Source organism: Mucilaginibacter sp., from assembly GCF_965201005.1.
GTDB lineage: Bacteria > Bacteroidota > Bacteroidia > Sphingobacteriales > Sphingobacteriaceae > Mucilaginibacter_A.
Window position 1 is genome coordinate 3,259,772 of sequence record NZ_OZ241747.1, and the last position, 26,995, is coordinate 3,286,766.

Below are 26,995 nucleotides of genomic sequence, written 5' to 3' on the forward strand. Positions count from 1 at the left end.
TGCAAGGCCGCAGGACAGGTAACCACCCAGGTGCGTAGGGTTGAAAGGACGCCCGGAGGCGATCGGGTTTGCCTTGATTTTTTGTTTCTTTTTCATCAAGGAAAAAGAAAAAGAAAGAGAAAAGGGAACGCAGTTCCTGATCAAAAAATGTATCGTAAAAGAAGCATGATTGATAAAAGCAACCCTTCGGTTGCTTGAGCTTTCGTTCTTTTGTCTTGAAACAAAAGAACCAAAAGTTCAAGAATGCCGGATCGCCTCCGGGCGGCATTCGGCCCACCGCTCCTGGGTGGCGATCTTGCAAACGGCTCTTTATGGCGGTTATTTATGGTGGTTAATCCCTTTTGTTTAATGCTTCTTTTACCGCCAATTTTTTAGCTTTTAAAGTTATGAAGTTTGCAAGGCCGCGGGACAGGTATCCACCCAGGCGCGGCTGCCCGGCAAAACGCCCGGAGGCGATCGGGTTTGCCTTGATTTTTTGTTTCTTTTTCATCAAGGAAAAAGAAAGAGAAAAAGGAACGCAGTTCCTGATCAAACACAAAAAAATAGGTGGTAAAAAAAGCATTTTTTTTAAAAAAACCTGCGGCTGCCTTTCGGTAAGACAACAGTTTTGAAACCTCAATCTTCCCGGTGCCAGTATGCCCAGGCCATCAGCACCAATTGCAGCGGCAACCTGATCCAGGCAACGGCTCTGCTCACCATAAAACCACTTAATTTAAAAGGTGCAAGCCGGATCATGTAGATATGTACGGTTGTAAAAACGATCAGCATCAAAATAATCCCGTAAACGGCGTAAGTCCTGGTTTTTTTGAAGATCAGCATCAACCCAAAAAATATTTCAAAACAACCGGCCAAAGTATTGAGCAGCTTTGGGTAAGGAAAATATGGCGGAATAACGCTGATATAAGCTGCCGCGCTCCTGAAATGGTTCACACCGGCCGCCAAATACAGCAGTACAAGCAAGATCAAACTTATTTTTTTCAGATTTGACATAAGGTGTATCATTTGCCGCAAAAATTCAGTATTTAGCTAAATGTCAGTGCTTTTGCCTTCAATTTAAACACATTCTAAATAAAAGTGTTTGACAAAGTGCTGACAGTCGGGCTATCTGCTGTGCTTACTTTTGTGATTCTATATAGCACAACGGCCTTGAAGTATCTAAAAGTTATTGCCTTTACACACAAGCAGATTGAACTGAAGGAACTGGGCAAACTGGTGATCTGCCAGGATAATTTAGCCAAGAAACTGCAAGATGCTAAAGTTCATTTTCAAATACCGGAGATTTTTTACCTGGCCACCTGCAACCGTGTAGAGTTTATAATGGCCACCGATCTGGAAGTTGATAAGGATTTTGCCCGGAAGTTTATTGGTTTTATGGAGATCGGCCTTTGTTCGCACTTTTTAGAAACTTTTATTCAGGGCGCTTCCATTTATGAAGAAAAAGAAGCGCTGACCCATTTGCTGCGTACTTCCTGCTCGATGGAAAGTTTGGTAGTTGGCGAAAAAGAAATCCTGGCGCAAATCCGTAAAGCTTATGAAACCTGCCGCGCGGCCAACCTAACCGGCGATTACCTGCGCATGGTGATGAACCGCGTTGTAAAAGCGGCCAAAGAGGTTTATACCGATACAAATATCTCCCGGAACCCGATTTCGGTGGTTTCTTTGGCTTACCGAAAGCTGCGGGAACTGGCTTTAACACCAAACTCGCGTATCCTGATTATCGGTGCCGGGGAGACCAATAAAAATATCTCCAAATATCTGCAAAAACACAAATACTCTAACTTTGCTGTTTTTAACCGTACAAAGTCCAAAGCCGAAGAACTGGCCGCCGAACTGAAAGGCAAAGCTTTTGATTTGGCCGAACTGGCCAATTATCACGAAGGTTTTGATGTGATTATCACCTGCACATCTGCTACCGATCCAATCATCACCAAAACCATTTACCAAAGTTTGCTGAATGGGGAAACAGGCCGCAAAACAATCGTGGATTTGGCGGTGCCGAATGATACGGCTGCAGAAGTGGTTGAGCAGTTTCCGATCAATTATATTGAAGTGCACACGCTGAACGAGCTTTCAAAAAGTAATTTGCAGGAGCGTTATCAGGAGCTGGCCCATGCGGAAAAGATCATTGCGCAAAATGTCAATGATTTTATCCCGGTTTTAAAGCAGCGCCGCATCGAAATCGCCATGCGCGAAGTGCCCGAAAAAATCAAAGAAATCCGGAAACGTGCAGATTCTGTTTTTGCGGATGAAATCCAATCTATGGATGGCCAATCCCGTGAAGTGCTGGAAAAAATCATCAACTACATGGAAAAAAAATACATCAGCGTACCGATGATTATGGCCAAAGAAATTATGCTGAACGATAATTAATTTCATTTTTGGCAATGCTTCTTTTATCGTCAGAAAAATCCCATATCTGAATTTTTATCCTGCTAAACTTTCTTAAACAGCTACCTTTACGCTGTACTCAAACAGCAGAAATTGGACAGAAAAATTACGATCGGAACACGTGGAAGCGACCTGGCCTTGTGGCAAGCCAACTTTGTGAAAGACCGTTTGGCTGCAATTAACGTTTCGGCCGAACTAAAAATCATTAAAACGCAGGGCGACCGGATTTTAAACCTCAGCTTTGATAAACTTGAAGGCAAAGGTTTTTTCACTAAAGAACTGGAAGAGGAACTGCTGGCCGGAACAATTGACCTGGCCGTACATTCGCACAAAGATTTGCCTACCGAAAACCCACCCGGACTGATTGTAGCGGCTGTTTCTGAACGGGAAGACCCTTCGGAATTGTTGATGATGCTGAAAGATGTGGTGGACGTAAAACAAAAGTTTTCGGTAAAATTTGGTGGTTTGGTAGGCACATCCTCCAACCGGCGTAAAGCGCAATTACTGGCTGTGCGGCCGGATTTGGAAATTATAGATTTACGCGGAAACGTGCCAACACGTATCAACAAATTGCGCAACGAGGAGTACGATGCCATTATGCTGGCAAAAGCTGGTGTAAGCCGTTTAGGTTTGGATTTGAGCGAATTTTATGTAGAAGATATCGGTCCGACAGAATTTATCCCGGCCCCGGCGCAGGGTGTTCTGGCGATACAAATCCGGGAGAACGACCATGAACTGTTTGCTGTTTTGCAAGCTTTAAACCATCCGGAAGTTGCCGAAGAACTGGCCGTAGAACGAAAAATATTGCGCTTGTTTGGCGGCGGCTGCCATTTGCCTTTGGGTTGTTACTGCCGGAGGGAAGACGGTGAATTTCAGGTATTTACTTCAAAAGCTACAGAAGGTGATGTAGTGCCTGACCGTTATTTTACCCAGGTAAAAACAGCATCCGGTTTGGCAGAAAAAGTGGTGGCCAAGTTTGATCCGGCCAGAAAATTTCCGGCCAATGTATTTATTTCCCGGGATTTATCTGCACACAGTTACTTCCGGAGGGCGGTAGAAAAAAACAATATTTCGATAGAAGCACGTTCGCTGATCCGTACCGTACCGATAATTACCAAGCTTGACCCTTATATTTTAAGAAATGTGGACTGGATATTTTTCACCAGTAAAAACGGTGTCGAGTATTTTTTCAACCTGCAGCCTCAACTGACTAAAAAAGTAAAATTTGGGGTGATGGGAACCGGTTCTGAAAACGCTTTGCGCGCGCTTGGTTACCGTGCAGATTATGTTGGCGAAAGTGTGGACAGTACCGATGTTGGGTCCGAATTTGCTAAGCTGGCCAACGGTTCTACCATTTTATTTCCGGCGGCAGAAGACCCGATGCGCAACATTCATCAGGCACTATCCGCAGAAACCAAAAAAATTGATTTGCCGGTTTACGAAACGGTTTTAGAAGAAAACGCCGAGCCGTCTGCCGCCGAAGTGCTGATTTTTACCAGCCCATCTAATGTTGAAGCTTATTTTGTCGAAAATCTGCTGGATGTTGGCCAGCAGGTGATCGCCATTGGCAAATCTACCGGAAAAAAACTGGATGCAATTGGTGTGAAATACACGCTGCCTTTTTCGCCCGATGAAATTGGTTTGGCAGAAGCACTGTTTGGGTTGAGTTTTTAGCAGGAAGCTTTCAGTAGTCAGCTATCGGCTTTCCGTCCTGACACCTCAACATAAAAAAAACATAGCTGCAAACGATATTCAGCTAATTGCCGACAGCTAAAAAACATAGATAAAAACAGCATTCAGCTAATTACTGAAGGCTAAAAGCTTATAGTAAAAATGATACTTCAACGACCAAGAAGAAACCGGAAATCAGAAGTCATCCGCCAAATGGTGCAGGAAACGGTTTTGCAACCGGCCAATCTGATTTTTCCGCTGTTTATTGTGGATGGAAATGTGCAGCAAACGGAAGTGAACTCGATGCCGGGCATTTACCGCTATTCCGTTGATAATTTGCTGCGCGAAGTGGAAAGCTGCATGAAGCTGGGGTTAAAAGCTTTTGATCTTTTTCCGAACATCGAAGAATCGCTGAAAGACAAATTTGCCACAGAAAGTTACCGGGAAAACAGCCTGTATTTAAGGGCGATAAAAGAAGTAAAACAAAACTTCCCGGAAGCCTGCGTAATTACCGATGTGGCAATGGACCCATACAGTTCTGACGGGCATGACGGGATTGTTGAAAACGGCGAAATCCTGAACGATGAAACGCTGGAAGTTTTGGGCAAGATGGCTCTGGCCCATGCACACGCCGGTGCCGATATTATTGCACCTTCGGATATGATGGACGGACGGGTGGGCTATATCCGTAAAGTGCTGGACGACAATAAGTTTACCAATGTTTCCATTATGTCTTATGCGGCCAAGTACGCCAGTGCATTTTATGGGCCGTTCCGGGATGCACTGCAATCTGCCCCAAAATATGGCGATAAAAAAAGCTATCAGATGAACCCGGCTAACCAGCGCGAAGCATTACTGGAAGCACGGATGGACGAGGAAGAAGGCGCAGATTTTTTGATGGTTAAACCTGCTTTGCCTTATCTCGACATAATTAAATTGCTGCACGAAAACACCGAATTGCCAATTGCGGCTTATAACGTAAGCGGCGAATATGCCATGCTAAAAGCAGCCGTACAAAAAGGCTGGCTAAATGAAGAGCGTTCTGTTATGGAAGTTTTGCTGAGCATCCGCCGGGCAGGGGCAACTGCAATTTTAACTTATCATGCAAAAGAAGTTTTGGAAAAAAAGTGGTTGTAAGAGGCTTTCGGCTGTCAGCAATCAGCTTTCAGCAATCAAGTTAGATAAATAGAAAGACGAAGAATGGAATCAGTAAAAAGTATAGAAACAGCTACAACAGCGTTGGCCACACATCCAACCGGCAAACTGGATATCAGTCGGGAAAAATCTGCTGCATTATATGAAAAGGCCAAAACCTATTTTCCGGGCGGCGTCAATTCGCCGGTCCGGGCGTTCAGATCGGTTTATGGCACACCGCTTTTTATTGTAAAAGGTGATGGCTGCCACATTTGGGACGCGGACGGCAATAAGTTTATTGATTTTTGCTGTTCCTGGGGGCCGCTGATCCTGGGCCATAACAATACGCAAATCCGTGAAAAAGTAACGGAAACCATGCAAAACGGCATGTCTTTCGGTGCGCCAACGGCTTTGGAAAACGAACTGGCCGAACTGATTTTATCCCACAATAAATACATTGAAAAACTGCGCTTTGTAAGTTCAGGAACTGAAGCAGTAATGTCGGCCATCCGCCTGGCGCGCGGTTATACCAAACGTGATAAAATCCTGAAATTTGAAGGTTGTTACCACGGCCATGTGGATTCTTTGCTGGTAAAAGCAGGTTCGGGTTTGGTTACTTTTGGCGAAACTTCCTCTGCCGGCGTACCAAAATCCTTTGCAGATGAGACGATTGTGGTGCCGCTGAATGATCTGAAAGCTGTAAAATTAGCTTTCGAGGAATTTAAAGATCAAATTGCAGCGGTGATCATCGAGCCGGTGCCGGCCAATAACGGTTTGCTTTTGCAGGAAAAGGAATTTCTACAACAACTCCGCGAAATTTGTACGGTAAAAGAAGCATTACTCATTTTTGATGAAGTGATTTCCGGCTTTCGTTTGGGTTTTGAAGGCGCGGCCGGCTATTATCAAATCCAGCCGGACATCATTACTTACGGCAAAATTATTGGCGGCGGTTTGCCGGTTGGCGCCTATGGTTCATCGGCAGAAATCATGAGCAACATTTCTCCGGAAGGTGCTGTTTACCAGGCTGGTACATTGTCTGGTAATCCGGTTGCCATGTCTGCCGGGATTGCGCAATTGAGTGAGTTGGCCAAACCGGGTTTTTATATCGGCTTAAACCAAAAAACAAAAAAATTTACGGATGAAATTGAGCAATATTCCGAAGAAAAAAACTATGGAATGAAAGTTTTCCGGATCGGTTCAATCTTTTGGTTTGCTTTTACCGGGCTGGAAAATATCCGCCGGGCAGATGAGATCGACCCAAAAAGTATGGAAAAATTCAAGCTTTTTCACCGCAAATTGCTGAACCGGGGCGTTTACATTGGCCCGTCTGGTTACGAAGTGGGATTTATTTCATCGGCACATACCGAAAATGATCTGGAAAAAGCAAAAAAAGCGATATTTGAAAGTCTGGATTTTGTGTTTCACCAACAAACCGATGCTTCTTTTACAGGGTAAAATTTGGGCTGATCAATTTTAACAACCGATGCGAAAACCATTTTTAATTTTCTACTTCCTGTTTTCTTATACGCTGGCCGAATTGGTTTGGTGGAGTGTTCTGCTGGTGCGTGCCGAGCCGAAACGTATCGGCATGATCGCTGGCGAATTGGCTGTTTTTATCGCTATTTTTTCTATCGGTGCATATTTTCTGCACAAATCCATCAACTCGGAGCGCAGGTTGCACCAGCAGCAAAAAAACTTTTTACTATCGGTTACGCATGAGTTGAAATCGCCGCTGGCTTCCATTAAATTATATTTGCAAACCATCCAAAAACGGGATTTGGACCGCGTACAACAGATGAATTTTATCGGTAAAAGTTTGGTTGATATTGAGCGGCTGAACGATCTGGTGGAAAATATGCTGATCGCTTCGCGGATTGACAACAGTTCGTACACTTTCCCAAAAGAAACTTTTAACCTGTCAGATCTGGTGCAAAACATCGTTAACCGCCTCCAAATCAATAAATGCGATTGTAACCAGCAGATTATTTCTGCCCATGTTGAGCCGGATATTGAAATTGTGGGCGATAAATTTGCACTTTCCTCCATGATCAATAATCTGGTAGAGAACGCCATTAAATATTCCGGCCCTTGTGAAGTGGTGGAAGTAAAGCTGAAACGCAAAGAACAATCGGTGCATTTGATGGTTGCAGATCATGGAATCGGTATTTCCGACGCAGAAAAACCGCGTATTTTTGATAAGTTTTACCGCGTTGGCAACGAAGATACCCGGAATACAAAAGGCACTGGCTTGGGTTTATTTATTGTAAAACACGTTTTGGACAAGCATGAAGCCACCATTAAAGTGCGCGATAACAAACCTTCGGGCAGTATTTTTGAAGTTGTATTTGCCTAACCTAACCTACAAATCATGAGTAAAAAAAGAATTTTATTGGTTGAAGATGAAGAGCATTTGCTCGAAGCCATCAAACTAAACCTGGAACTAGAAGGCTATAAAGTCTCTACCGCGGTAAACGGTAAAAAAGCCTTGCAAATATTTAAGGAAGAGCGTTTTAACCTGATTGTGCTGGACGTGATGCTGCCGGAAATTGATGGTTTCCAGGTGGCAGAAACCATTCGTTTGGAAAACTCGGAAGTGCCGATCATGTTTTTAACGGCCAAAAACACCAATGAAGACCGCGTGAACGGTTTAAAAAAAGGTGCCGATGATTACCTGACGAAGCCTTTTAACCTGGAAGAACTGATCCTCCGCGTAAATAATCTGGTTAAAAGAGGCTTGAAAGGAGATGACCTGAAAGAGTTCAACAGTTATAAAATTGGTGATAAAACCATTCATTTCAATTCGTTTGAGCTGATAAATGACAATGGTTCGGTCACGCCGCTCACCAAAAAAGAAACCATGCTGCTGAAACTGCTGATTGAACGCCGCAATGATGCCGTTTCCCGTGAGCAGATTTTGGAAACGGTTTGGAATTACGACGTTTACCCATCAACCAGAACCATTGATAATTTTATTTTGACGTTCCGAAAATATTTTGAGCCTGATCCGAAGAATCCGGTTTTTTTCCATTCTATCCGTGGTGTTGGTTATAAATTCACCGATAATCACTAAAAATGTTTACTAACCGGGCGCGCCAACTGGTTATTTTTGTTTTTATTTTGGTGATGCTTTTCAGCATTTACGAACAGGCTTACGAAATTGCCGGTGTAGCTTTATTGGCCATCGGGATGCTGGTTTGGGGTTATTTTAAGGAAGGGACCGTGGTTTTAGCGGCCAAAGATTTCCACGACAAAAACTTCGGTAAAACAGAAAACCTGCTTCGGCAAATAGCCCGGCCGGATTGGCTCAGCAGAAAACGCCGTGGTTATTACGAATATATGATGGGCGGAATTGCCCTTCAAAAACAGGATTTTGAAGCCGCTGAAAATCATTATGAAATTGCGGCACAGTTTCCATTACGTTCTGTGAATGATCATGTTGCAGCATTGGTGCATGTGGCCAATATCAACGTAAGACAACATCGTTTTGATAAAGCAGAAGCTTACTTAGGTCTTGCCTTAAAACAGGGCCAAAACCTAACCGGCCGTATGCGCGACGTGATCGCCAAGCTTGAACAAGAAATAAAACAGCGAAAAAGATAGCCGATGCTTCTTTTATCACCCTAAATTTATGATGAACAATTTACTGCTCGATGCAGCTTTTTCTAAACCCACACCTCGTCCGCCGGTTTGGATGATGCGCCAGGCAGGCCGTTTTATGCCGCAATACTGGGAAATCAAAAACAAATATTCTTTCCTGGAGATGTGCAAAACGCCGGAAATTGCGGCTGATGTAACGATGCTGCCGGTGGATTTGCTGGATGTTGATGCGGCCATTTTGTTTTCCGATATTTTGGTTACGGCGGAAGCCATGGGCGGCGACCTGAGTTTTACACAAGGCGTTGGGCCACGATTTGCCAACCCGGTTCGGACGGCTGCAGACGTTGATAATTTAGAAACCGAAGTAAGCGGTAAATTACAATACGTTGCCGATGCGATCAAGGTGATCCAGCAGCGTTTAAACGGTAAAATCCCGCTGATTGGTTTTGCCGGTGCGCCTTTTACGGTGATGAGCTATCTGGTGGAAGGCGGCTCTTCCAAAGATTTTAAACTGACTAAATTAATGCTGCACAACCAGCCCGAACTGGCACATCGTTTACTGGCAAAAATTGCAGCCGTTACCGCTGATTACCTCAACCTGCAAATTGCTGCCGGTGTAAATTCCGTACAGATTTTTGACAGCTGGGCGCAGGCTTTGAGCTGGGCAGATTACACCGAGTTTTCGCACCGATATATTGCTGAGATCATTGGTAATTTGAACCGGAAAGATATTCCCGTGATTTCTTTTTGTAAGGGAAGTTCTGTTTTTGCGCCGCTGATGGCCGAAGCCAATCCGGATGTAATTTCGATCGACTGGAACGCGGATTTGCTCGACATGAAAAAAAAGCTGCCAAAAACAGTAGCCGTGCAGGGCAACCTGGACCCGCATATTTTGTATGCTGAAAAAAGCGTGATCAAACAACGTATCCATCAGCTTTTTGAGCGGATGCGTGGTGAAAATGGTTTTATTTTCAATCTCGGTCATGGCATTATGCCGGATATTCCGTTTGAGAATGTAAAATACGCGGTGGAAGTTATCAAGGAATTTCGATATTGATTTCGTGTTGCGCTATCAGTAGGGGGATACCTTCATCAAAGCGGTGAATTTATACCGGTAAAAGAAGCATTTACAGATTTTTCCTTTGTTTAAAACCACGAAGTTCACCCAAAAAACAGGCATAAAAACAGCATCCGATGTACTTGTACCTTAAAGCCGTCCATATTATTTTTGTAGTCAGTTGGATGGCTGGGCTGTTTTATGTGGTCCGTTTGTTTATTTATCATACCGAGGCGCAGGACAAGCCGGAAATTGAAAAAAAAGTGCTTTCCGATCAGTTTGAAATCATCGAAAAAAAGCTGTTCAACATCATCACCACGCCAGCCATGATCCTGACTTTACTGGCTGGGATCGCCATGGTTTGCATCAACCCAAATTTATTAAAACAAAGCTGGCTGCAGGTAAAATTAGGTTTTGTTCTGGGCTTGATGGTGTATCATTTTATCTGCCAAAACATGATGCTGCAAATGCGGAAAGGCATTTACAAATTTACTTCCACCCAACTGCGCATTTGGAACGAAGTGGCCACGATACTGCTTTTTGCCATTGTTTTTCTGGCCGTTTTAAAAAATGCTTTAAGCTGGGTTTTTGGGGTGATCGGCCTGCTGGTGTTTTCGCTGATCATCATGTCGGCAGTTAAAATTTATAAATATTACCGGTTGAAAAATCAGGGATAAAACTTTAAATCGGTACTTGTCTTTAAAAATCATTTTTAGTTTTCTTCGTTTTATCCTGATACTTTAAAAAAACATTCAGGATTTGTAGCCGGATTGTTTTAAAAAACTGTTGCTCCGGTTATCCGGGAAGTGAACATCTGTTTGTTAAAACCAGTTTTTCATTCTTAAAACCAGATTAAATCTGCGCCAACAAGTTTGCAATGCTTCTTTTATCGCCTAAATTTTTGTTTTTATAATTGCTGCTGATAAAAAATCTATAAAAAACCACCATATTTTTAGGTGATAAAAGAAGCATGATCTGTACTTTGTCGCATTTGCCCCCTTAAATTGTCATGGCTCCGCCTGCCTTTATTAGTTTCTGTACCGTAAATTTGTTTGATAACTGGTAGAAATATGAAAACCATATTCAATGAAACAACAAGGGATGAATTGATCAACAGGATCAATACGCTTGATGAAAGCAGCACAGCGCAATGGGGCAAAATGAATGTTTATCAGATGCTGAAACATTGTACGCTGTGGGAAGAAATGGTTTTAGGCAATAAAAAGTACAAACGTGCATTGCTTGGCCGCCTGTTTGGTAAAATGGCTTTAAAAATTGTTCTAAAAGATGAAAAACCATTACAGCGAAATACACCCACAATTGCTGAACTTAAAATAAACGGAAACGGAAATGTTTCAACCCAAAAAATAAAATGGCTTGCCAGGATTGATGAATATCAGCATTTTTCAAACCTTGACTTCGTACATCCTTTTTTCGGAAGCATGACAAAAGAACAGATTGGATATATGGTTTATAAGCATATCGACCATCATCTCCGGCAATTTAATAGTTAGCGGTAATTGAATAGCGATACTGTACTGAAACATTTCAAATAAGAAAAAAAAACCTAAAAAATAAAAATCATGGCACTCATCAATCCTTACCTTAACTTCAACGGAAATGCCGAAGAAGCATTTAATTTTTACAAATCAGTTTTTGGCGGCGAGTTCGCAAAAGTGATGCGTTTTAAAGACCTGTCAAGCCCTGAGTTTCCAGTAACAGAAAATGAGGCAAATAAAATAATGCACATCGCTTTGCCCATCGGAAAAAATATTTTAATGGCCAATGACGTTCCGGAAAGTATGGGAAAAACAAATGAAAACGAAAACAGGTCTAAAATATCGATTAGTGCAGAAAGCCGTGATGAAGCGGATAAATTGTACAATGGGCTTTCGGCAGGCGGACAAATTGAAATGCCAATTGGAGACAGTCCCTGGGGTTCCTATTTTGGTTGTTTCAGAGACAAATATGGAATTGAATGGATGGTAGATTTTGATCCGAAGTACAAAGGGCAAATTTAACAGAAGAAAAACAAAGAACGATTAACATCGTATTGGCAATAGGCGGGCTGAATAGTTTGCCAGGCCAATTGGTATAACAGAATTTATTTATACCTTTTGAACTTTTCTTTGCACTTTAGATATATGATCTTATTTCAAAAATTCTATTTATAAAAACTTCTATCCAAAAATCACAAGTCCAAAAAACAATGATAAAAGAAGCATTTAATTTCAGCGGATTGAAGATCTATAGTTCAAAGGACGGAGTTACAAACCCCAACCAGTAGAGTTTTAACCCTGAAAAACATTTGCAAGATTTACATAGCAAACTAATTTTATAATGGTAAAAGAAGCACTATAGGATTGAAAATTCATAAACTTAAAGATTGTTTGAAAGTCTCGATTAACAAATAAAATAATGAATGTAAAAACTCTTTTGTTAGAAGAACAAGATATATTAAATAATCTTTACTTAAAATTAGAGAAAATAGAAGAATGTTTTGCATTGATTCAACCAGATAACTTTGATTGGAATACAGCTTCTGATGAATTGCGACTAATGCTTTCAATAGAGTACAATTCATTATCTAAACTAAAAGTTGATCATACCCAAGAAATATTCACCTATAGAAAAACAATTGTCGAAGAATATCTGAACGAACGAATAAACGAAACTCAAAATCATTTACTTAAAGCAAAGTATAACCACTTTTTATATTGTCTTACAACACATAATAAATTTGGAAATCAAGCTATTGAAGAATATCAAAAAAATCTTGAATTATATCTTGGCAATCCAAATCAAGAAGATGTAAGTTTAAACTTTCAAGAGGCGTTAGATATTATCATTCATTTAACAAAATCAACTAACCATAAAAAGGAGGAGTTTAAAAAACAAATTCATAATTATCTCAAAGATCATCAGATCTGTAACAGAATAAAAACGTACATAATAAGTTCAATTTTAAAATCTGACCTTTTTAAAGGTACTATTATTGAACTTGATTATATTTCTAAATTGTGCATTGATTTAGCAAAAAATGAAATTAAACATCGATTCGTAGAAATGAATTTGCAATTAGGGCTTGATATAGCAAAAAAGCTACAACAAAACTCTGAAATACAAAAAGCTATTAATGAACTTTTAGGAGATAATGAATACAAAAACATTAGACAATATGATGGCAAGCCAGAAAGCATAATTATTCCTCACCAGAATAGGAAAACTTATAAAAATATTATTCAGTATTACAAAAACGCAACTAATATAGTTAAGCACGATAAAGCAGTTTTAGAATATAATGAGAATAAAAAAAACTGTAAATTATTAAAGTTTTCTGCTAAAATTGGAAATAGCGATGAAAAGAAAAGAATATATGAAGAATTGTTTTTCTCAATTATAAACTCTTCTACAAAAAATATTCTTTACCAGCTTATACTTGGTAATAATTTAATGTTTATTCCTGATGAATATTTGGAAAAATATGCTGAAGAGAATAAAAACAATTTCATGTACCAATATTTCAAGCTAAATCGAATAGATATAAATAATAATGAAAAAGATGTAGAAATAAAAGAGCATTTAAAATTTGAGGCATATTCACTTTATCTCTCAAACACACTATACTTTTACTATGATGTCATTATGACAAGTTTTGAGTGTAAAAAACTTTCATACAATAAAGTAGCAAAGGAACTATCTATTAATTTGTTCTTTGGACAAGAATTGATAATTACTCGCAATGACCAAAATTTGTCATATACTTGGTTTTCAATGTTAGATATAGGACTGAAAAGCTTTTTTGAACAACTCAAATTAGTACTTAGGAATAAACAACCAGATTGGAGATTTTCAATAGATTTTTTATCCCTAAAATTTGAAGGTGTTTTACGAGATATAGTTGACTTGACTGGTGGTATTATTACAAAAACCGACAAAAATGGAAACACAACTGAATTGATTTTAGAAGATTTACTAAGAAGTGATTCATTAAAGGAAGTTTTCAATAAGGACGATTTAAACTTATTTCAACATACACTTACAAACAAAGGATATAATATTAGGAATAACGTAGCTCACTCGTTTTATATACCACAAGATTATACTTGGTGTAAAGCAGTTTTAGTTTTTTTATGTGTTTTACGCTTGGCAAAGTATAATTACATGATCAACAAAGTTTCTCCTTAAATCAACAACATAAAAAAGTCCAGCCTCACAGCCGGACTTTTTTCAAACCCTACAATTCCTTCTCCAAAAAAGGATACTTATAATCTTTCGGCGGATCAAAAGTTTCTTTGATCGTTCTTGGCGAAACCCATCGCAATAAATTAATCATGGAACCGGCTTTATCGTTCGTGCCCGAACCTCTGGCACCGCCAAAGGGCTGCTGGCCAACAACTGCTCCGGTACATTTATCGTTTACGTAAAAATTCCCGGCTGCATTCCGCAGTTCGTATGTTGCTTTTTCAATAGCATAACGATCGGTAGAAATAATTGAACCGGTTAAAGCATAGGGCGAAGTTTGGTCAATAATTTCCATAATTTCCTCAAACTCCTCATCTTCATACACATAAACTGTTAAAACCGGCCCGAACAATTCTTCGCACATCGTTATATATTTCGGATCATCGGTTTTAATAATCGTTGGTTCGATAAAATAGCCAACAGATTTATCATAATTGCCGCCAGCAATAATTTCCACGCCGGATGCTGTTTTTGCGGCATCAATATAGTTGGCCAGTTTATCAAAAGATTGTTCGGTAATTACGGCATTTACAAAGTTTTCAAAATCCTCAACCGGTCCCATTTTGATACTTTGCAGATCGGTCAAAACTTTTTCCAGGATGGCAGGCCATAAAGATTTGGGCAGATAAACGCGTGAAGCAGCAGAACATTTTTGTCCCTGATATTCAAACGCACCACGCACAATGGCTGTAGCTGCAATATCCGGATCTGCACTTTTATGCACTAAAATAAAGTCTTTCCCGCCGGTTTCGCCCACAATGCGCGGATAAGTTTTGTATTTATGGATGTTGGTGCCGATGGTTTGCCAGATGTTTTGGAAAACTTTGGTAGAACCTGTAAAATGGATCCCGGCAAAATCAGGATGGTTAAAAATAATATCTCCGGCAACCGGCCCGTCAACATAAATTAAGTTGATCACGCCGTCGGGCAAACCTGCTTCTTTAAAAACCTGCATAATTACATTGGCGGCATAAACCTGCGGATAAGCCGGTTTCCAAACCACCACATTGCCCATCATGGCCGCAGATGCTGGCAGGTTTCCCGCTATTGCTGTAAAATTGAAAGGCGTTAACGCGAATACAAAACCTTCCAGCGGACGCTGTTCCATACGGTTCCATACGCCTTTGCCGGAAGCGGGCTGCTGCGCATAAATTTCGGACATATACGCTACGTTAAAGCGCAGAAAATCAATAAATTCGCAAGCCGCATCAATCTCGGCCTGAAAAGCATTTTTAGATTGCCCCAACATCGTGGCGGCATTGATTTTATATCGATACGGTCCGGCAATCAGCTCGGCAGCTTTCAAAAATATTGCGGCACGCTGCTCCCAGGCCAGGTTTTCCCAGGCTTTTTTTGCGGCCAATGCTTCTTTTATCGCCTCTTTTACGTGGCTTGCATCGCCTTCGGAAAAATAACCTAAAACATGTTTATGATCGTGCGGCGGACGAATGGCCAGTTTATTTTCGGTACGCACTTCTTCGCCGCCAATATACATCGGGATATCCAGTTCCTGACTGCGGGCATCCTGTAACGCTTTTTTCAGCATCGCCCGTTCTATGCTGTGCAAACCGTAATTTAGGCCCGGTTCATTTACGGGTTCCGGTATCGTGAAAAATCCTTTGAGCATGTTTTTTGTGTTGTTTGAAAATGCAAATATAAGGGTTTGGATGAGCTGTGGGCTACGAGGTTTGAGGTAAGAACTGTCGGCTTACCGATGCTGTTTTTATCGGTATAAAAACCTAAAGTTCATCTTTTGCCCTTCCGCCGTTTATCATATCGGAAACAATGCCCTGGCTGCGGTTCCGTTCGGCCAAAACCACGCCTGTTATATGTACTAAAATAAAAGCCAAAACCAGGTACATGCAAAATCCATGTACGTCCTTGATGGAATGGCTGATATTTGGAGGAATGCCCAGTTTTTCGTCAAATGCCAGCGAAAGGCCGGTCAGCACCATGATGACAAGCAAAATGTAAAAACCCAGATAAATGACCTTTACCGCAAAATCATGCAGCGGATTGTCACCGTTTTTTCTCCGTTTAAAATAGTTGCGGTATGCTTCTTTTAGCTGTGTAAAATAGCGCTGTTGTTTTGGCCGGGAAAATATCAGGATCAGCCTGAAAACAAAAAAAGCGGCCAGCGCATAACCGAAATAAATATGGACTGACCAAACTTCGTCACTTTGTGCATGGGCGATGGCACGCGCCTGGTTTTGGGTCAAAACCAAACCATTTTTTTGGGATTCATTTTGGATGAAAGCTGCGTTGCCACGGGTTTTTAGCAGCGTAGAATTAATCAATACAGTGAGTAATGACCCGCTGATGATCAGCACGTTCATCCAATGCCAAAACCGCAACCCTGCCGGATAGCGTTTGTGCCGGGCAAGGTTTGCGGGGTCTTGTTTTACAGGTTCTATAAAGGCCATTTTATGTATTTTACAGGTTGATGAATGCTTAGTTTTTATAAGTTTGTTAAACAGAAAGCAGAAAAAAACCTGATGCTTCTTTTATGCCCATAAAATTGCTTTCGTATTTTATGCCGATAAAAGAAGCATTAGGGACAAACCGGGCAAAATTTAAATAGCTTTAAGTGCCTACCCCTATTTTCCCGAGCAAAATCCCGATAATAAGCACTATTCCGCCACCCACTATCACCTGCAAGATAGTTGATACAAGTGGTGTTTTCATAAATTTATACCGGATAAATGCGATCATCAGCAACTCAAAAACCACAACTACATAAGCTACGTGCAGAGCGGTATTGATGTTTTGTATCAGAAATGGTAAGGTATGCAGCATTCCGCCCAGTGCCGTTGCAAAAGCCGTAATGGCTCCGCGCGAAACAGGTGTGCCGCGGCCGGTAACCGTTCCGTCGTCTGACAAAGCTTCGGCCAGACCCATGCTGATGCCTGCGCCCAGCGAAGCCGCCAAACCAACGTAAAAAGCCTTGATCGGTTGTCCCGTCAGTTCCGCGGCGGCAAAAATTGGTGCCAACGTAGAAACCGAGCCGTCCATCAAACCCAATAAAGCCGGCTGCACTTTCTGGATTACATACTGCCGCTCGGCATTGTGGTCTATATTTTTTATTTCGTTCATTTTTATTTTTTTAGATTAAAGTAATCCCGTCCCAAAGCTGATTGCTGAAAGCCAGCTGCCTTCACCTCACAACCCAAACCTCCTGACCTTATTCCTCCTCGCCTGTATTTTTCATGGCCGATAAAATGGAAAATGCCCCTTTTAGCACAAATATTTGGTTGTGTAGTTCGGGTTTGTTCAGGTTGATCTCGTTCCAGCCGCCTTCCTGCACACCGATATTTACCGGCACCATGCTAAACAACATTTTATGCTGAGGTTTTAACTGCGCCGTAAAAATATAAGGTTTGCCTTCAAAATTAACCAAAGCACCATCCGGAACGGCAAGTGTGTTTTGTGGTTTTGTTTCGATGACAGCCTGCAGGAACATATTGGGCAGCAGGCGCGGATCAGTTTTGAGGAAGTGGCAATGCACCAATACACTCCGCGAGCTGTCGAGCATCCGGCCGATCAAAATCACCTTTCCGGGATAGGTTTTGCCTGCGATACTTGGCAAGGTTATTTTAACGGCGTTCCCAATTTTGATCTTCGGGATGTCCTGCTCAAAAACAGTTAAGGTCGCGTGGATATCGCTGGTGTTTACCAATTCCATCAGTACGTCTGTCGGGTTTATGTATTTCCCGATGTTTACATTAACATTTGATACATAGCCGTTTATAGGCGAAGTAATATAGATATAAGGCCGGATTGAAGAAGCGGTCAGTTTCTGTGAATTAATACCGAGCATAATTAACTTTTGTGCCAAACCTGCTGCTTGTGCCTGTTCACTGTTGTAATCTGCCTGCGATTGCTGGTACATTTTTAGCGGGCTGGCCTGCTGTGCGCTCAATTCGCGCTGACGTGTCATTTCCTGCTTCAAAAACACCATTCGGCTGGTTGTAGTCAGGTAATCCTGCTGTATAGTAATGTAGTCCTGGTTTTCTATTGTGGCCAAAACCTGCCCTTTGCGCACCGGCTGGCCAGGCAGCATGTCCGTCTGTTTTAAAAATCCGCCTAAAGGCACATTAATGGAAATCAGGTCCTCAGGCGGTACATCTACCTGGCCGTTTACATGCACATAGCCCGAAAGCTTGTGCATGGCCAGATGACCGGTGTCCACATTGCCGTTTTTGATCTGTGCCGCATCAAAAACAATGGTGTTGCCTTTCTCTTTTGGTTGCTGTGATTGTGGTTCCGACTGGTCTTTTTTGTTGTCGTCCCCTCCGTTGCCACAACCAAAAAACAACAGCGAAAGGATAATGATATAGCTAATTTTCATGGTTTTTCTGTTTGCGCCTGGTAATACCAGATCGTGTTGATGGTTTGGTCTAATTGCAGCAAAGCGTCCAGCCGGTCGGTTTGTAGTTGTACGGCCTGATTGTAGAGCGTTACATACTCGATATAACCGATTCCACCGCTTTTGAAAGACAACGATGCCGTACGCAGCAGTTCGGCCGCTTGCTTGAGTGCGAGCGTTTCGTAGTAAGTGACGGACTGCAGTTGCTGCTGATACCGATCTACCGTTTGCCGCCACTGGCCGAGCCATTCGCTTTGTTTGGCCGTAAGCGTAAATTCTGCGGCTTTTTTTTGAAAAACCGCATATTTGACCGCCGAACGGTAAGGCCCGAAAAAAAGCGGGATACTGAGGCCGGCCTGATACGAAGAAAAACGGTTTCCACGTGTCAGCAAATCGTTGGTATTTTTCAGGTCCGGCCCAACAAAACTCTGATTATTGTACCCTAAAAGAAGCTCCGGCAAACGCCTCGCCTGGCTTACCCTGATCCGCGTTTCGCTAATGGCGAGCTGCTGTTTCGCTTGCCTCACTTCTGGGTTATCCAAAGCCGCAGCAGAATCTGCCAGCAAAAGCTTTTGCCAGGCGGGAGGTGATTGGTCTTCGGGCAGCAACAGTTTTTCTGTCCCCAGTAAATATCGCCAGCGGCTTTGCAAAACGTTTACATCGGCAACCAATTGCAAACGCTGGTTCCGAAGCATCCCGGCCTTTGCTTCGGCACTGGTTAGGTTGATGCGCGAGGTCTCCCCTAAATCAAACCTCAACTTTTCCAAACGGATTACCTCGGCATAAACGGAATCCTGCAGATTAAGCAACTTGATTTTGGCCAAATCCGTTGCCATCTGCACATAAACGTCCCGCACCTGATAAGCAATTTGGTTGCGCAATGTTTCCTCTTGCAGGGCTGTCAATTTCGTTTCCGCGTTTAAAAAACCCTTTTGTGCAGAAAAAACGCTTGGAAAAGGCAGGTTTTGCGTGATGGAAAACCGGTTGTCAATATATGGACTGTTAATTTTTCCGGCATCTGCCAGCAGTTGTGTTTTTGGCAGCTCGTAAGCCGTCCCAACATTTGCACTCGCCGCAAGTACCTGGTTTTGTGCCGATTTAATAGATGCGTTGTTGGCCAATGCTGTTTTTACCGCATCATTTATGTTGATCGATTGTCCGTGCGGTTGTTGCGTGGCCACCGGAAGCAGCTGCGCCCGGGAAGGAAGCGATAATGCCAGCAAAATTATTATGGCGGTAATGACTTTTTCAGGCTGTTTTTTTTTCTTTTTTTCCGAGGCAAAAAGTTTATACAAAGCAGGTAAAACCAGCAGCGTAAGCAAGGTTGCTGTGATCAGGCCACCGATCACGACGGTGGCCAGCGGACGCTGGACTTCTGCACCGGCATGCGTGGAAATGGCCATCGGGAAAAACCCAAGGGAAGCTACCGTTGCCGTCATCAAAACGGGCCGTAACCGGTTGCCCGTGCCCTTTCGGATGCATTCATCGGTATCTTCCATGCCTTCCGCGCGCAACCGGTTGAATTCGCTGATCAGCACAATCCCGTTCAAAACCGCTACGCCAAACAAAGCGATAAAACCCACCCCGGCAGAAATACTAAAGTTCATCCCGCGGGCCCAAAGCGCAAAAACGCCCCCGATTGCGGCCAGCGGTATCGCCGAAAATACCAGCAAAGCTTCCTTAAATTGCCGGAAAGCAAAATACAGGAGCACCAAAATAAACAACAACGAAGCCGGGACCGCGATACTCAACCGTTTTTTGGCCGATTTCAGGTTCTCAAACTGACCACCGTATTCAATGTAATAACCGGGCGGCAGTTTTACCTTTTGTTTGATCTGCTGTTGCAGGTCGTTCACCACGCTTTGCACGTCGCGGCCGCGTACATTGAAGGATACCGAAACCCGCCGCTCGCCGTTTTCGCGCTGAATCTGGTTTGGCCCGTCTTTTACGCTGATATTGGCTACCTGGCTCAACGGTATCTGTTGTCCGCCGGGCGTATTTATCTGTAACTGTTCCAGGTTGTTGAAATCAGCCCTTGCCGTGTCGGACATGCGGAGCATCAGATCAAACTGCCGCTCGCCCTCATAAACGCTCCCCGCTTTTTCACCTGCAAAAACAGCATTGATGATATGGTTTACCTGGCTGATACTGAGGTTATACTGTGCCAATGCCGCACGGTTGTAGTGGACAACCAACTGCGGCAACCCGATGATTTTCTCGCCATAAACGTCGGCAGCCCCATTCACCTTCCTGGTAATGTTGCTTACTTTTTGGGCGAGGTCTGATAACTGGTTCAGGTCATCGCCAAAAATCTTGACCACAACGTCCTGCTTGGCACCGGAAATCAGCTCGTTGAAACGCATTTGCACCGGATACTCAAACCCAACGCTCAAGCCCGGGATTTGCGCCAGCGCATTGCCAAAAGCTTTTTCCAGGCCGTCATAATCTTTTGCAGTGGTCCATTTGGTTTTGTCTTTCAGGATGATGAACATATCGCATTGCTCGAGGGACATGGGGTCCGTCGGGATTTCTGCCGATCCGATCCTGCACGTCACCTGTTCCACTTCGGGATATTTTTTAAGGGCGTCCGCTGCCTGTTTCATCCCTTCAATGGTTTTGGTAAGGGAAGTTCCGGGCAGAAAACGGGCATCAAGTGCATAGTCGCCTTCTTCCAGCTGCGGTATAAACTCCCCGCCCAAAGATTTGAACACGAAAAAGGCACCAACCAGCATCAGTATGCCAATGGCAAGCACGATTTTGGTATGTTGCAGGGTTTTGTCCAGCAACGGCGAATAATGTTTTTGCAGAAAAGCCATGATTTTATCCGCAAAATTCGGCTTCCCTGCATTTTTTCCAACCGTGAGTGCAGTCATCATTGGCACATAAGTAAGCGAAAGCAAAAAAGCACCGATCAAAGCAAAGGCCACGGTTTCTGCCATCGGGCGGAACATTTTCCCTTCAATCCCCTGCAAACTCAGGATCGGCAGATAAACTACCAGGATGATGAACTGGCCGAAAATAGCAGAATTCATCAATCGTGAAGCGGCACTTTTGACTTCGTTGTCCACCTCTTCCCGCGTGACCGCTTCATTTGGCTGATCATTGGCCTTGTCGCGGAAACGGTGCATCACGCCTTCAACAATGATAACGGCACCATCTACAATCAGCCCGAAATCTAATGCGCCGAGGCTCATCAGGTTGGCCGAAACGTGGAACAAATCCATCATGATCAGTGCAAAAAGCATGGAAAGCGGAATTACCGAAGCCACCACCAGACCGGAGCGCAGGTTTCCCAAAAAAAACACCAGCACAAAGATGACGATCAGCGCGCCTTCGATCAGGTTTCTTTTAACAGTGTCCATAGAGTTGCCCACCATTTTGCTGCGTTCATAATAAGGCATAATGGTAACACCTTCGGGCAGGCGTTTTTTGATTTCTTCCACTTTTGCCTTCACGTCTTTCACCACCTGCACGGCGTTCGCGCCTTTCAACATCAGCACAACGGCACCGGAAACCTCACCATATTTATCGTTGTACATCGCCCCAAAGCGCAAAGCATTGCCGATGCGCACACCGGCCACATCGCCCAGTTTTAAGGGCAAGCCGCGTACGTTTTTTACCGGTATATTTCGCAAATCGTCAAGCGAAGCCGCCAGGCCTTCGGTACGGATATAGTATGCGTTCGGGCCTTTTTCGATATAAGCACCGCCTGTATTTTCGTTGTTTTGCTGTACAGCGTTGTACAATTCATTCAACGTGATGCCCAGACTTTTTAAACGGTCTGTATTCACCACCACCTGATATTCTTTCAGCTTGCCGCCCAAACTGCTCACGTCTGCAACGCCCTGCACGCCAAGCAGTTGCCGCCGTACAATCCATTCCTGTATCGTCCGTAGTTCTGTAAGCGTATAACGGTTTTCATATCCGGCCTTTGGCACTACATAATATTGGTAAACTTCGCCCAAACCTGTGGAAACCGGGCCCATATCGGTTTCGCCAATGCCCGGCGGGATCACGTTTTTGAGTTGGCTGATGCGCTCGCTCACCTCTTGCCGGGCGCGATAAATGTCTACATTGTCGTTAAACACAACCGTTACGTTGGACAGCCCGAAGCGGGAAATGGAACGCATTTCCTTTAGTTCCGGCAGCGAAGCCATTACGCGTTCTATGGGCATGGAAATCAGGCGTTCTACTTCCGGCGCAGCCAAAGAGGGCGAAACGGTGATCAGCAGCACTTGGTTGTTGGTAATGTCAGGAACGGCGTCAACAGGTAGCTTAGACGCAGAATAGACGCCAAAAGCGGCCATCAGCAGCACGAGCAAGCCCACGATGAGTTTGTTCCTGACCGAGAATTCTATAATTCGATCGATCATTTTTTTTTGAACTTAGTTTGAAATAGGATGAAGCCCTGCCAAAACAAGCAGGGCAGGATGCGGTCACACGGTTTTTGGAGGCTGGAAAACCTTATCTGTAAACCGAAACGCAACAGGGGAAGGCAAATATCCAATTTTGGGTAGAAGGTGAAAGGTGCGAAAATGTGCCACTTGTGCCACAATCGGCGGCATAGACAATTGGATGGCCAGATTATGGTTATCCAACGTTTTGAACGGCAGTTGCATGTCCTGCGCATAATCTTCGTCAACCACGGTTTTGTCGAGATAGTGCATTTTCAAAAAACCGGCAATCGTAGTGCCCGGATGCAAACGCACATGCTGATTGTAGTGCTGCACCAACAGTGGGAGCTTCAGCATTTCGCCCAACACCGTGCTTTGCAGCAAAAACAAGAGCAGAAGAAACCGGGCTATTCGGGCACGCATAATATTTTAACAAAGATTGAATATCAGGTTGTTCCAAAAAACAAAGAGACCTTCAAATATAACACGCAAAAACAAGCTTTGTCGGATTTTATCGCAAAATAGAAACATTCAAGATAAGACTTTCAACTGTTTGGGAAATGTATCGGTTGTCCCATTGCCATGCTGTTTTTATCGATATAAAAGTAGTGAGGGTAGTCGTCCCGGTTTTTAATCGGCACAAAACCCATTTTGGCTCCTATAGAAGACGATCATGCAGATGCCTTTCGACATAAAAATCCATGGCAATCATATACAATATTTTTTCCTGTGGGAGAATAAACTCCTGATGCTTCTTTTATGGCCATAAATATTGTTTTTTTAACAACGCTGTCAAAAGCATCAAAACCGGGTTTTTGTATGATAAAAGAAGCATCACAAAACTTATAGGCATAAAAGAAGCATTGGCCGCCAAAAATTCAATCACTGTAGCGGTCGTTCCGCCACGGATAAGCCGTGTTGGAATAGCCGCGGTCTTCCCAGAAACCCGGTTTGTCTTCTGTTAGAAACTCGATGCGTTTGATCCATTTGCTGCCTTTCCAGGCGTAAAGTTGCGGCGTGATCATGCGTGCCGGTCCGCCATGTTCTTTGGCCAAAGGCTGCCCGTCAAAAGTATGCACGATCAAAACATCGGGTTTCAGTGCTTCTTCCAGCGAAAGGTTGGTGCTGTAAGTATCATATCCATAGCACATTACATGCGTGGCGGTTTCTTTTGGACGGACGAGCGCCGCCAGATCGAGCAAACTCACGCCTTTCCAGTGCATGTTCAGCTTAGACCAGGTGGTCACGCAATGAAAATCAGACGTGTCTTTGGTTTGCGGCATGTCCATAAACTGTTTCCAGGTAAGGCGGAGCGGGGTTTTCACGGCACCGTCAATGGTCAGCCGCCAGCGTTCTAAAGGGATATTTGGCTGATAACCAAGATCCAGCACCGGCCATTTCACGGTTTTGGTCTGCCCGACCGGTATTTCCGGCATTCCGTGCCGGTTGGCCGGGCCGCTTCCTTTTGGCCCGTCATCGGCTACAGAAGGTGTTTGCTTCATTTTTTCTTCAAAACGCGCTTTTAGTTTCATGCGCGCTTCAACAATGCGTTCTGTTTTTTCCGATTCTTCCATAAACCTTGTGCTTCTTTTGCCAGCTTGACGATGTATTTTCCGGTAACGATTTTATTGGGCGAATGTTGTTTGCTTAGATAAGGCATCGATTTTCCTGCTTCTTTAAAATATAAAAAATCGACAAGGCAGAAGCTGTTGACAAATCGCCCTGGTTTTATTCTGATATGTGCTTTTGTATTGAACAATGCTGTTTTTATCGGTCTTTTTTATAGATGGGGAAGTTACCACTAAACTGATTTTTATTTCATCCTTAAAAAAAAGGAACGGCTGTTTGCATGCGATGAAAAACTTAAATAATTATTTTTGGAATACGTTGACCGCCTGAATTTAACCAAAAACCAAAATGACGGACCATGCTGATTTGAGTTCTGATATCATCACCCTTAACCTGAAAGTAAAATAATTACTGTTGAGCAATCAGTGAAACAGAACCCAGGATATTGTGATCAATGCTTCTTTTATCGGTATAAAATCATTGTCAGAGTTTGCGAAGCGGCACTGTTTTTATGCCGATAAAAACAGTATGGTTTTTTTTTGCGGATAAGCTACCTGCAATAAATCCTTTGTTTTTCTTCAGCTTTCCTTCAGCTTTGTTGGTTAATTTTACCTGAAAAAGCAAAAATTGAAACTCCTGATTGTTGAAGATGAGCAAGGCCTGCGCGAAAATATTGAAAAGTATTTTACAGAAGAAGGCAGTATTTGCGAGAGCTGCGGAACGCTGAAATCTGCCGTTCAGAAATTAGCACTCTATCGGTACGACTGCGTGGTCCTGGACATCAATCTGCCTGATGGTGAAGGTTTTGCCGTATTGGACTACCTGCGCTCCAATGATAAAAACGAGTGTGTATTGATCATTTCTGCGCGCAATTCCCTGGACGATAAATTGAAAGGCTTGTCAATTGGTGCCGATGATTATATTACCAAGCCGTTCCATTTGGCAGAACTGAAAGCCAGGCTGATCGCCGTTTTCCGCAGAAAAACCTTTGGCACCAACAACGTCCTGAACTATAAAGAAATCGTGGTCGACTTGTCCGGCAGGACTGTGGACGTAAACGGCAAAGCTATCCTATTGACGCGCAAAGAATACGACATGCTGCTTTATTTTATCGCCAACAAAAACAAAGTGGTTTCCAGGAACGCCATCGCAGAACATCTTTGGGGCGATGACATGGACACGGCAGACAGCTTCGATTTTATCTATACACACATCAAAAACCTTCGTAAAAAGCTGATGGACAGCACACAAAAAGATTTTATCACGTCTGTTTACGGCGTAGGCTACAAATTCAGCTAAATGAAATTATCGGCACATTATAATAAGGCAAGTATTATCATCAGCGTTTCGGTTTTGCTGATTTCCGGTATTGTTTATTATACGGCCATCAACCGGATTGCCAAAAAACAACTAGACGATAATTTGCGCGAAGAAGTGGAGGAGGTTTTGGATTATGTACATCATAACGGCCGTTTCCCTAAAGAAGCGGAATTTGACGAAGACCAAACGACTTTTATCAAAACAGATCAAAACAGTTTTAAAACACAGTTTTTTGATGCCATTTACACAGATCATAAACTCCGCCGGGACGAACAAGGCCGCGCAGTTGCCACATTGATCCCACTGCACGGCCAAAATTATATCTGTACCATTATCGTTTCCCGGGAAAGCACGGAATATCTCATCCAGGTGATTTCCGCGATCACTTTATTGCTCACGGCACTTTTGCTCCTGGTTTTGACCATCACCAATAAATACATCCTGAACGGATTGTGGCGGCCGTTTTACTACATTTTGGATCATGTAAAAACTTTCAACCTGACAGATCAAATCAAAAAAATTGATATTGTTGAAAGTCCTGTGGACGAATTTCAGGAATTGAATCATGCAGTTTCCACCATGTCGTCGCGCGTGTCCAGCGATTATCAGGGGTTGAAAGCTTTTACCGAAAACGCTTCCCACGAAATGATCACACCAATTGCGGTAATCACTTCCAAGCTGGATACGCTCATCCAGGACGAACGCTTAGAATCAGGCCAGCTTTCGCAAATTACCGACGTTTATGCGGCCATAAGCAAGCTTTCCCGCATCAACCAGTCGCTTATTTTGTTAGTGAAAATTGACAACAACCTGATCCAGGAACGGGAAATTGTAGCATTGAAACCAATTCTGCTGGAAAAGGCCCAACAGTTTCAGGAAATTATCGGCAACAAAAACATCCTGCTTGAACTGGTCTTGGAGGAAGCAGAAGTTAAGGCAAGTAAATACCTGATCGATATATTGATCGGCAACCTTTTCAGCAATTCCATCAGGCATAACAAACCGGGCGGTAAAATCATTGTCGGGCTTCATCATCAGCAACTCACTTTTCAAAACTCCGGCGAAGACACGCCGCTTCAACAAGAACGGATATTCAGCAGGTTTTACAAAGGCCGCAATTCGGATGGTATTGGCTTAGGTTTGGCAGTGGTAGATAATATTTGCTCTAAATACGGTTTTTATATGAAATACCATTTTGCTGAAAACCTGCACAATTTTTCGGTAAACTTCAATACTGAAAAAGGATTGTCATGA

Annotated in this window: 23 protein-coding genes; 14 read left to right on the forward strand and 9 right to left on the reverse strand. The window is 43.1% G+C overall.

Annotated features, from left to right (window positions below; genetic code table 11):
• Positions 1–331: 331 nt before the first annotated feature.
• Both ACOFKR_RS14870 and ACOFKR_RS14875 read right to left on the reverse strand, forming a co-directional pair.
• The gene (locus ACOFKR_RS14870; RefSeq protein ID WP_419801586.1) at positions 332–490 is read right to left on the reverse strand and encodes a hypothetical protein; all 159 of its coding nucleotides are present in this window, start codon (positions 488–490) and stop codon (positions 332–334) included.
• Between the two features lie 125 nt (positions 491–615).
• Complete coding sequence (locus ACOFKR_RS14875) at positions 616–990, reverse strand: MauE/DoxX family redox-associated membrane protein (protein ID WP_419801587.1); 375 nt, start codon at positions 988–990, stop codon at positions 616–618.
• A gap of 156 nt (positions 991–1,146) precedes the next feature.
• Here ACOFKR_RS14875 and hemA point away from each other — a divergent pair, with 156 nt between their 5' ends.
• The 12 genes from hemA to ACOFKR_RS14935 all read left to right on the forward strand — a co-directional run bounded on the left by hemA (position 1,147) and on the right by ACOFKR_RS14935 (position 14,035).
• Positions 1,147–2,370 (forward strand): glutamyl-tRNA reductase, encoded by a 1,224-nt coding sequence (gene hemA / locus ACOFKR_RS14880; RefSeq protein WP_419801588.1) that lies wholly within the window; start codon positions 1,147–1,149, stop codon positions 2,368–2,370.
• Between the two features lie 111 nt (positions 2,371–2,481).
• Positions 2,482–4,062: a hydroxymethylbilane synthase gene (gene hemC / locus ACOFKR_RS14885; protein WP_419801589.1), complete on the forward strand. Its 1,581-nt coding sequence runs from the start codon at positions 2,482–2,484 to the stop codon at positions 4,060–4,062.
• 162 nt (positions 4,063–4,224) lie between these two features.
• Positions 4,225–5,196 carry a porphobilinogen synthase gene (hemB, locus tag ACOFKR_RS14890; RefSeq protein ID WP_419803648.1) on the forward strand — a complete coding sequence of 324 codons (972 nt, stop codon included), beginning with the start codon at positions 4,225–4,227 and terminating at the stop codon, positions 5,194–5,196.
• Between the two features lie 63 nt (positions 5,197–5,259).
• Positions 5,260–6,648 (forward strand): glutamate-1-semialdehyde 2,1-aminomutase, encoded by a 1,389-nt coding sequence (gene hemL / locus ACOFKR_RS14895; protein ID WP_419801590.1) that lies wholly within the window; start codon positions 5,260–5,262, stop codon positions 6,646–6,648.
• Positions 6,649–6,676: 28 nt separating this feature from the next.
• Entirely contained in the window at positions 6,677–7,546 is an 870-nt protein-coding gene (locus ACOFKR_RS14900) for a sensor histidine kinase (protein ID WP_419801591.1), read from the forward strand.
• A 12-nt stretch (positions 7,547–7,558) separates the two neighbouring features.
• Complete coding sequence (locus ACOFKR_RS14905; protein WP_419803649.1) at positions 7,559–8,263, forward strand: response regulator transcription factor; 705 nt, start codon at positions 7,559–7,561, stop codon at positions 8,261–8,263.
• A 2-nt stretch (positions 8,264–8,265) separates the two neighbouring features.
• On the forward strand, positions 8,266–8,793 hold the full coding sequence (locus tag ACOFKR_RS14910; RefSeq protein WP_419801592.1) for a tetratricopeptide repeat protein: 528 nt from the start codon (positions 8,266–8,268) through the stop codon (positions 8,791–8,793).
• A 28-nt stretch (positions 8,794–8,821) separates the two neighbouring features.
• On the forward strand, positions 8,822–9,847 hold the full coding sequence (hemE, locus tag ACOFKR_RS14915) for a uroporphyrinogen decarboxylase (RefSeq protein ID WP_419801593.1): 1,026 nt from the start codon (positions 8,822–8,824) through the stop codon (positions 9,845–9,847).
• Between the two features lie 137 nt (positions 9,848–9,984).
• Entirely contained in the window at positions 9,985–10,524 is a 540-nt protein-coding gene (gene hemJ / locus ACOFKR_RS14920) for a protoporphyrinogen oxidase HemJ (RefSeq protein ID WP_419801594.1), read from the forward strand.
• A gap of 393 nt (positions 10,525–10,917) precedes the next feature.
• Positions 10,918–11,361: a DUF1569 domain-containing protein gene (locus tag ACOFKR_RS14925; protein ID WP_419801595.1), complete on the forward strand. Its 444-nt coding sequence runs from the start codon at positions 10,918–10,920 to the stop codon at positions 11,359–11,361.
• A gap of 69 nt (positions 11,362–11,430) precedes the next feature.
• The gene (locus ACOFKR_RS14930; protein WP_419801596.1) at positions 11,431–11,868 is read left to right on the forward strand and encodes a VOC family protein; all 438 of its coding nucleotides are present in this window, start codon (positions 11,431–11,433) and stop codon (positions 11,866–11,868) included.
• Positions 11,869–12,265: 397 nt separating this feature from the next.
• Positions 12,266–14,035 (forward strand): DUF4209 domain-containing protein, encoded by a 1,770-nt coding sequence (locus ACOFKR_RS14935; protein WP_419801597.1) that lies wholly within the window; start codon positions 12,266–12,268, stop codon positions 14,033–14,035.
• Between the two features lie 49 nt (positions 14,036–14,084).
• On the opposite strand, the gene pruA is transcribed toward ACOFKR_RS14935, so the two are convergent.
• From pruA to ACOFKR_RS14970, 7 genes are all read right to left on the reverse strand, one after another.
• A complete protein-coding gene (gene pruA / locus ACOFKR_RS14940; protein WP_419801598.1) occupies positions 14,085–15,719 on the reverse strand; it encodes an L-glutamate gamma-semialdehyde dehydrogenase in 1,635 nt (544 codons plus the stop codon).
• Positions 15,720–15,831: 112 nt separating this feature from the next.
• The gene (locus ACOFKR_RS14945) at positions 15,832–16,515 is read right to left on the reverse strand and encodes a cytochrome b/b6 domain-containing protein (protein ID WP_419801599.1); all 684 of its coding nucleotides are present in this window, start codon (positions 16,513–16,515) and stop codon (positions 15,832–15,834) included.
• A gap of 160 nt (positions 16,516–16,675) precedes the next feature.
• Positions 16,676–17,185: a hypothetical protein gene (locus ACOFKR_RS14950; RefSeq protein ID WP_419801600.1), complete on the reverse strand. Its 510-nt coding sequence runs from the start codon at positions 17,183–17,185 to the stop codon at positions 16,676–16,678.
• Between the two features lie 88 nt (positions 17,186–17,273).
• On the reverse strand, positions 17,274–18,440 hold the full coding sequence (locus tag ACOFKR_RS14955; RefSeq protein WP_419801601.1) for an efflux RND transporter periplasmic adaptor subunit: 1,167 nt from the start codon (positions 18,438–18,440) through the stop codon (positions 17,274–17,276).
• Positions 18,437–22,831 carry a CusA/CzcA family heavy metal efflux RND transporter gene (locus ACOFKR_RS14960; RefSeq protein WP_419801602.1) on the reverse strand — a complete coding sequence of 1,465 codons (4,395 nt, stop codon included), beginning with the start codon at positions 22,829–22,831 and terminating at the stop codon, positions 18,437–18,439. The genes ACOFKR_RS14955 and ACOFKR_RS14960 overlap by 4 nt, the downstream gene beginning before the upstream one ends.
• Positions 22,832–22,894: 63 nt before the next feature.
• Positions 22,895–23,275 carry a hypothetical protein gene (locus ACOFKR_RS14965; RefSeq protein WP_419801603.1) on the reverse strand — a complete coding sequence of 127 codons (381 nt, stop codon included), beginning with the start codon at positions 23,273–23,275 and terminating at the stop codon, positions 22,895–22,897.
• 455 nt (positions 23,276–23,730) lie between these two features.
• Complete coding sequence (locus ACOFKR_RS14970) at positions 23,731–24,426, reverse strand: sulfite oxidase-like oxidoreductase (RefSeq protein WP_419801604.1); 696 nt, start codon at positions 24,424–24,426, stop codon at positions 23,731–23,733.
• Between the two features lie 622 nt (positions 24,427–25,048).
• On the opposite strand from ACOFKR_RS14970, the gene ACOFKR_RS14975 reads away from it, so the two are divergent.
• Together ACOFKR_RS14975 and ACOFKR_RS14980 are read left to right on the forward strand one after the other, a co-directional pair.
• Complete coding sequence (locus ACOFKR_RS14975; protein ID WP_419801605.1) at positions 25,049–25,720, forward strand: response regulator transcription factor; 672 nt, start codon at positions 25,049–25,051, stop codon at positions 25,718–25,720.
• Positions 25,721–26,995: a sensor histidine kinase gene (locus ACOFKR_RS14980; RefSeq protein WP_419801606.1), complete on the forward strand. Its 1,275-nt coding sequence runs from the start codon at positions 25,721–25,723 to the stop codon at positions 26,993–26,995.

Excerpts from the sequence above, each read along its gene's own strand:
- ACOFKR_RS14960 (WP_419801602.1), bottom strand. The coding sequence starts at position 22,831 with ATGATCGATCGAATTATAGAATTCTCGGTCAGGAACAAACTCATCGTG.
- ACOFKR_RS14980 (WP_419801606.1), top strand. The coding sequence starts at position 25,721 with ATGAAATTATCGGCACATTATAATAAGGCAAGTATTATCATCAGCGTT.
- ACOFKR_RS14925 (WP_419801595.1), top strand. The coding sequence starts at position 10,918 with ATGAAAACCATATTCAATGAAACAACAAGGGATGAATTGATCAACAGG.
- ACOFKR_RS14870 (WP_419801586.1), bottom strand. The coding sequence starts at position 490 with ATGAAAAAGAAACAAAAAATCAAGGCAAACCCGATCGCCTCCGGGCGT.
- ACOFKR_RS14970 (WP_419801604.1), bottom strand. The coding sequence starts at position 24,426 with ATGGAAGAATCGGAAAAAACAGAACGCATTGTTGAAGCGCGCATGAAA.
- pruA (WP_419801598.1), bottom strand. The coding sequence starts at position 15,719 with ATGCTCAAAGGATTTTTCACGATACCGGAACCCGTAAATGAACCGGGC.
- ACOFKR_RS14935 (WP_419801597.1), top strand. The coding sequence starts at position 12,266 with ATGAATGTAAAAACTCTTTTGTTAGAAGAACAAGATATATTAAATAAT.
- ACOFKR_RS14950 (WP_419801600.1), bottom strand. The coding sequence starts at position 17,185 with ATGAACGAAATAAAAAATATAGACCACAATGCCGAGCGGCAGTATGTA.
- ACOFKR_RS14875 (WP_419801587.1), bottom strand. The coding sequence starts at position 990 with ATGTCAAATCTGAAAAAAATAAGTTTGATCTTGCTTGTACTGCTGTAT.
- ACOFKR_RS14965 (WP_419801603.1), bottom strand. The coding sequence starts at position 23,275 with ATGCGTGCCCGAATAGCCCGGTTTCTTCTGCTCTTGTTTTTGCTGCAA.
- hemE (WP_419801593.1), top strand. The coding sequence starts at position 8,822 with ATGATGAACAATTTACTGCTCGATGCAGCTTTTTCTAAACCCACACCT.
- hemL (WP_419801590.1), top strand. The coding sequence starts at position 5,260 with ATGGAATCAGTAAAAAGTATAGAAACAGCTACAACAGCGTTGGCCACA.
- ACOFKR_RS14910 (WP_419801592.1), top strand. The coding sequence starts at position 8,266 with ATGTTTACTAACCGGGCGCGCCAACTGGTTATTTTTGTTTTTATTTTG.
- ACOFKR_RS14900 (WP_419801591.1), top strand. The coding sequence starts at position 6,677 with ATGCGAAAACCATTTTTAATTTTCTACTTCCTGTTTTCTTATACGCTG.
- ACOFKR_RS14955 (WP_419801601.1), bottom strand. The coding sequence starts at position 18,440 with ATGAAAATTAGCTATATCATTATCCTTTCGCTGTTGTTTTTTGGTTGT.
- ACOFKR_RS14945 (WP_419801599.1), bottom strand. The coding sequence starts at position 16,515 with ATGGCCTTTATAGAACCTGTAAAACAAGACCCCGCAAACCTTGCCCGG.
- ACOFKR_RS14930 (WP_419801596.1), top strand. The coding sequence starts at position 11,431 with ATGGCACTCATCAATCCTTACCTTAACTTCAACGGAAATGCCGAAGAA.
- hemJ (WP_419801594.1), top strand. The coding sequence starts at position 9,985 with ATGTACTTGTACCTTAAAGCCGTCCATATTATTTTTGTAGTCAGTTGG.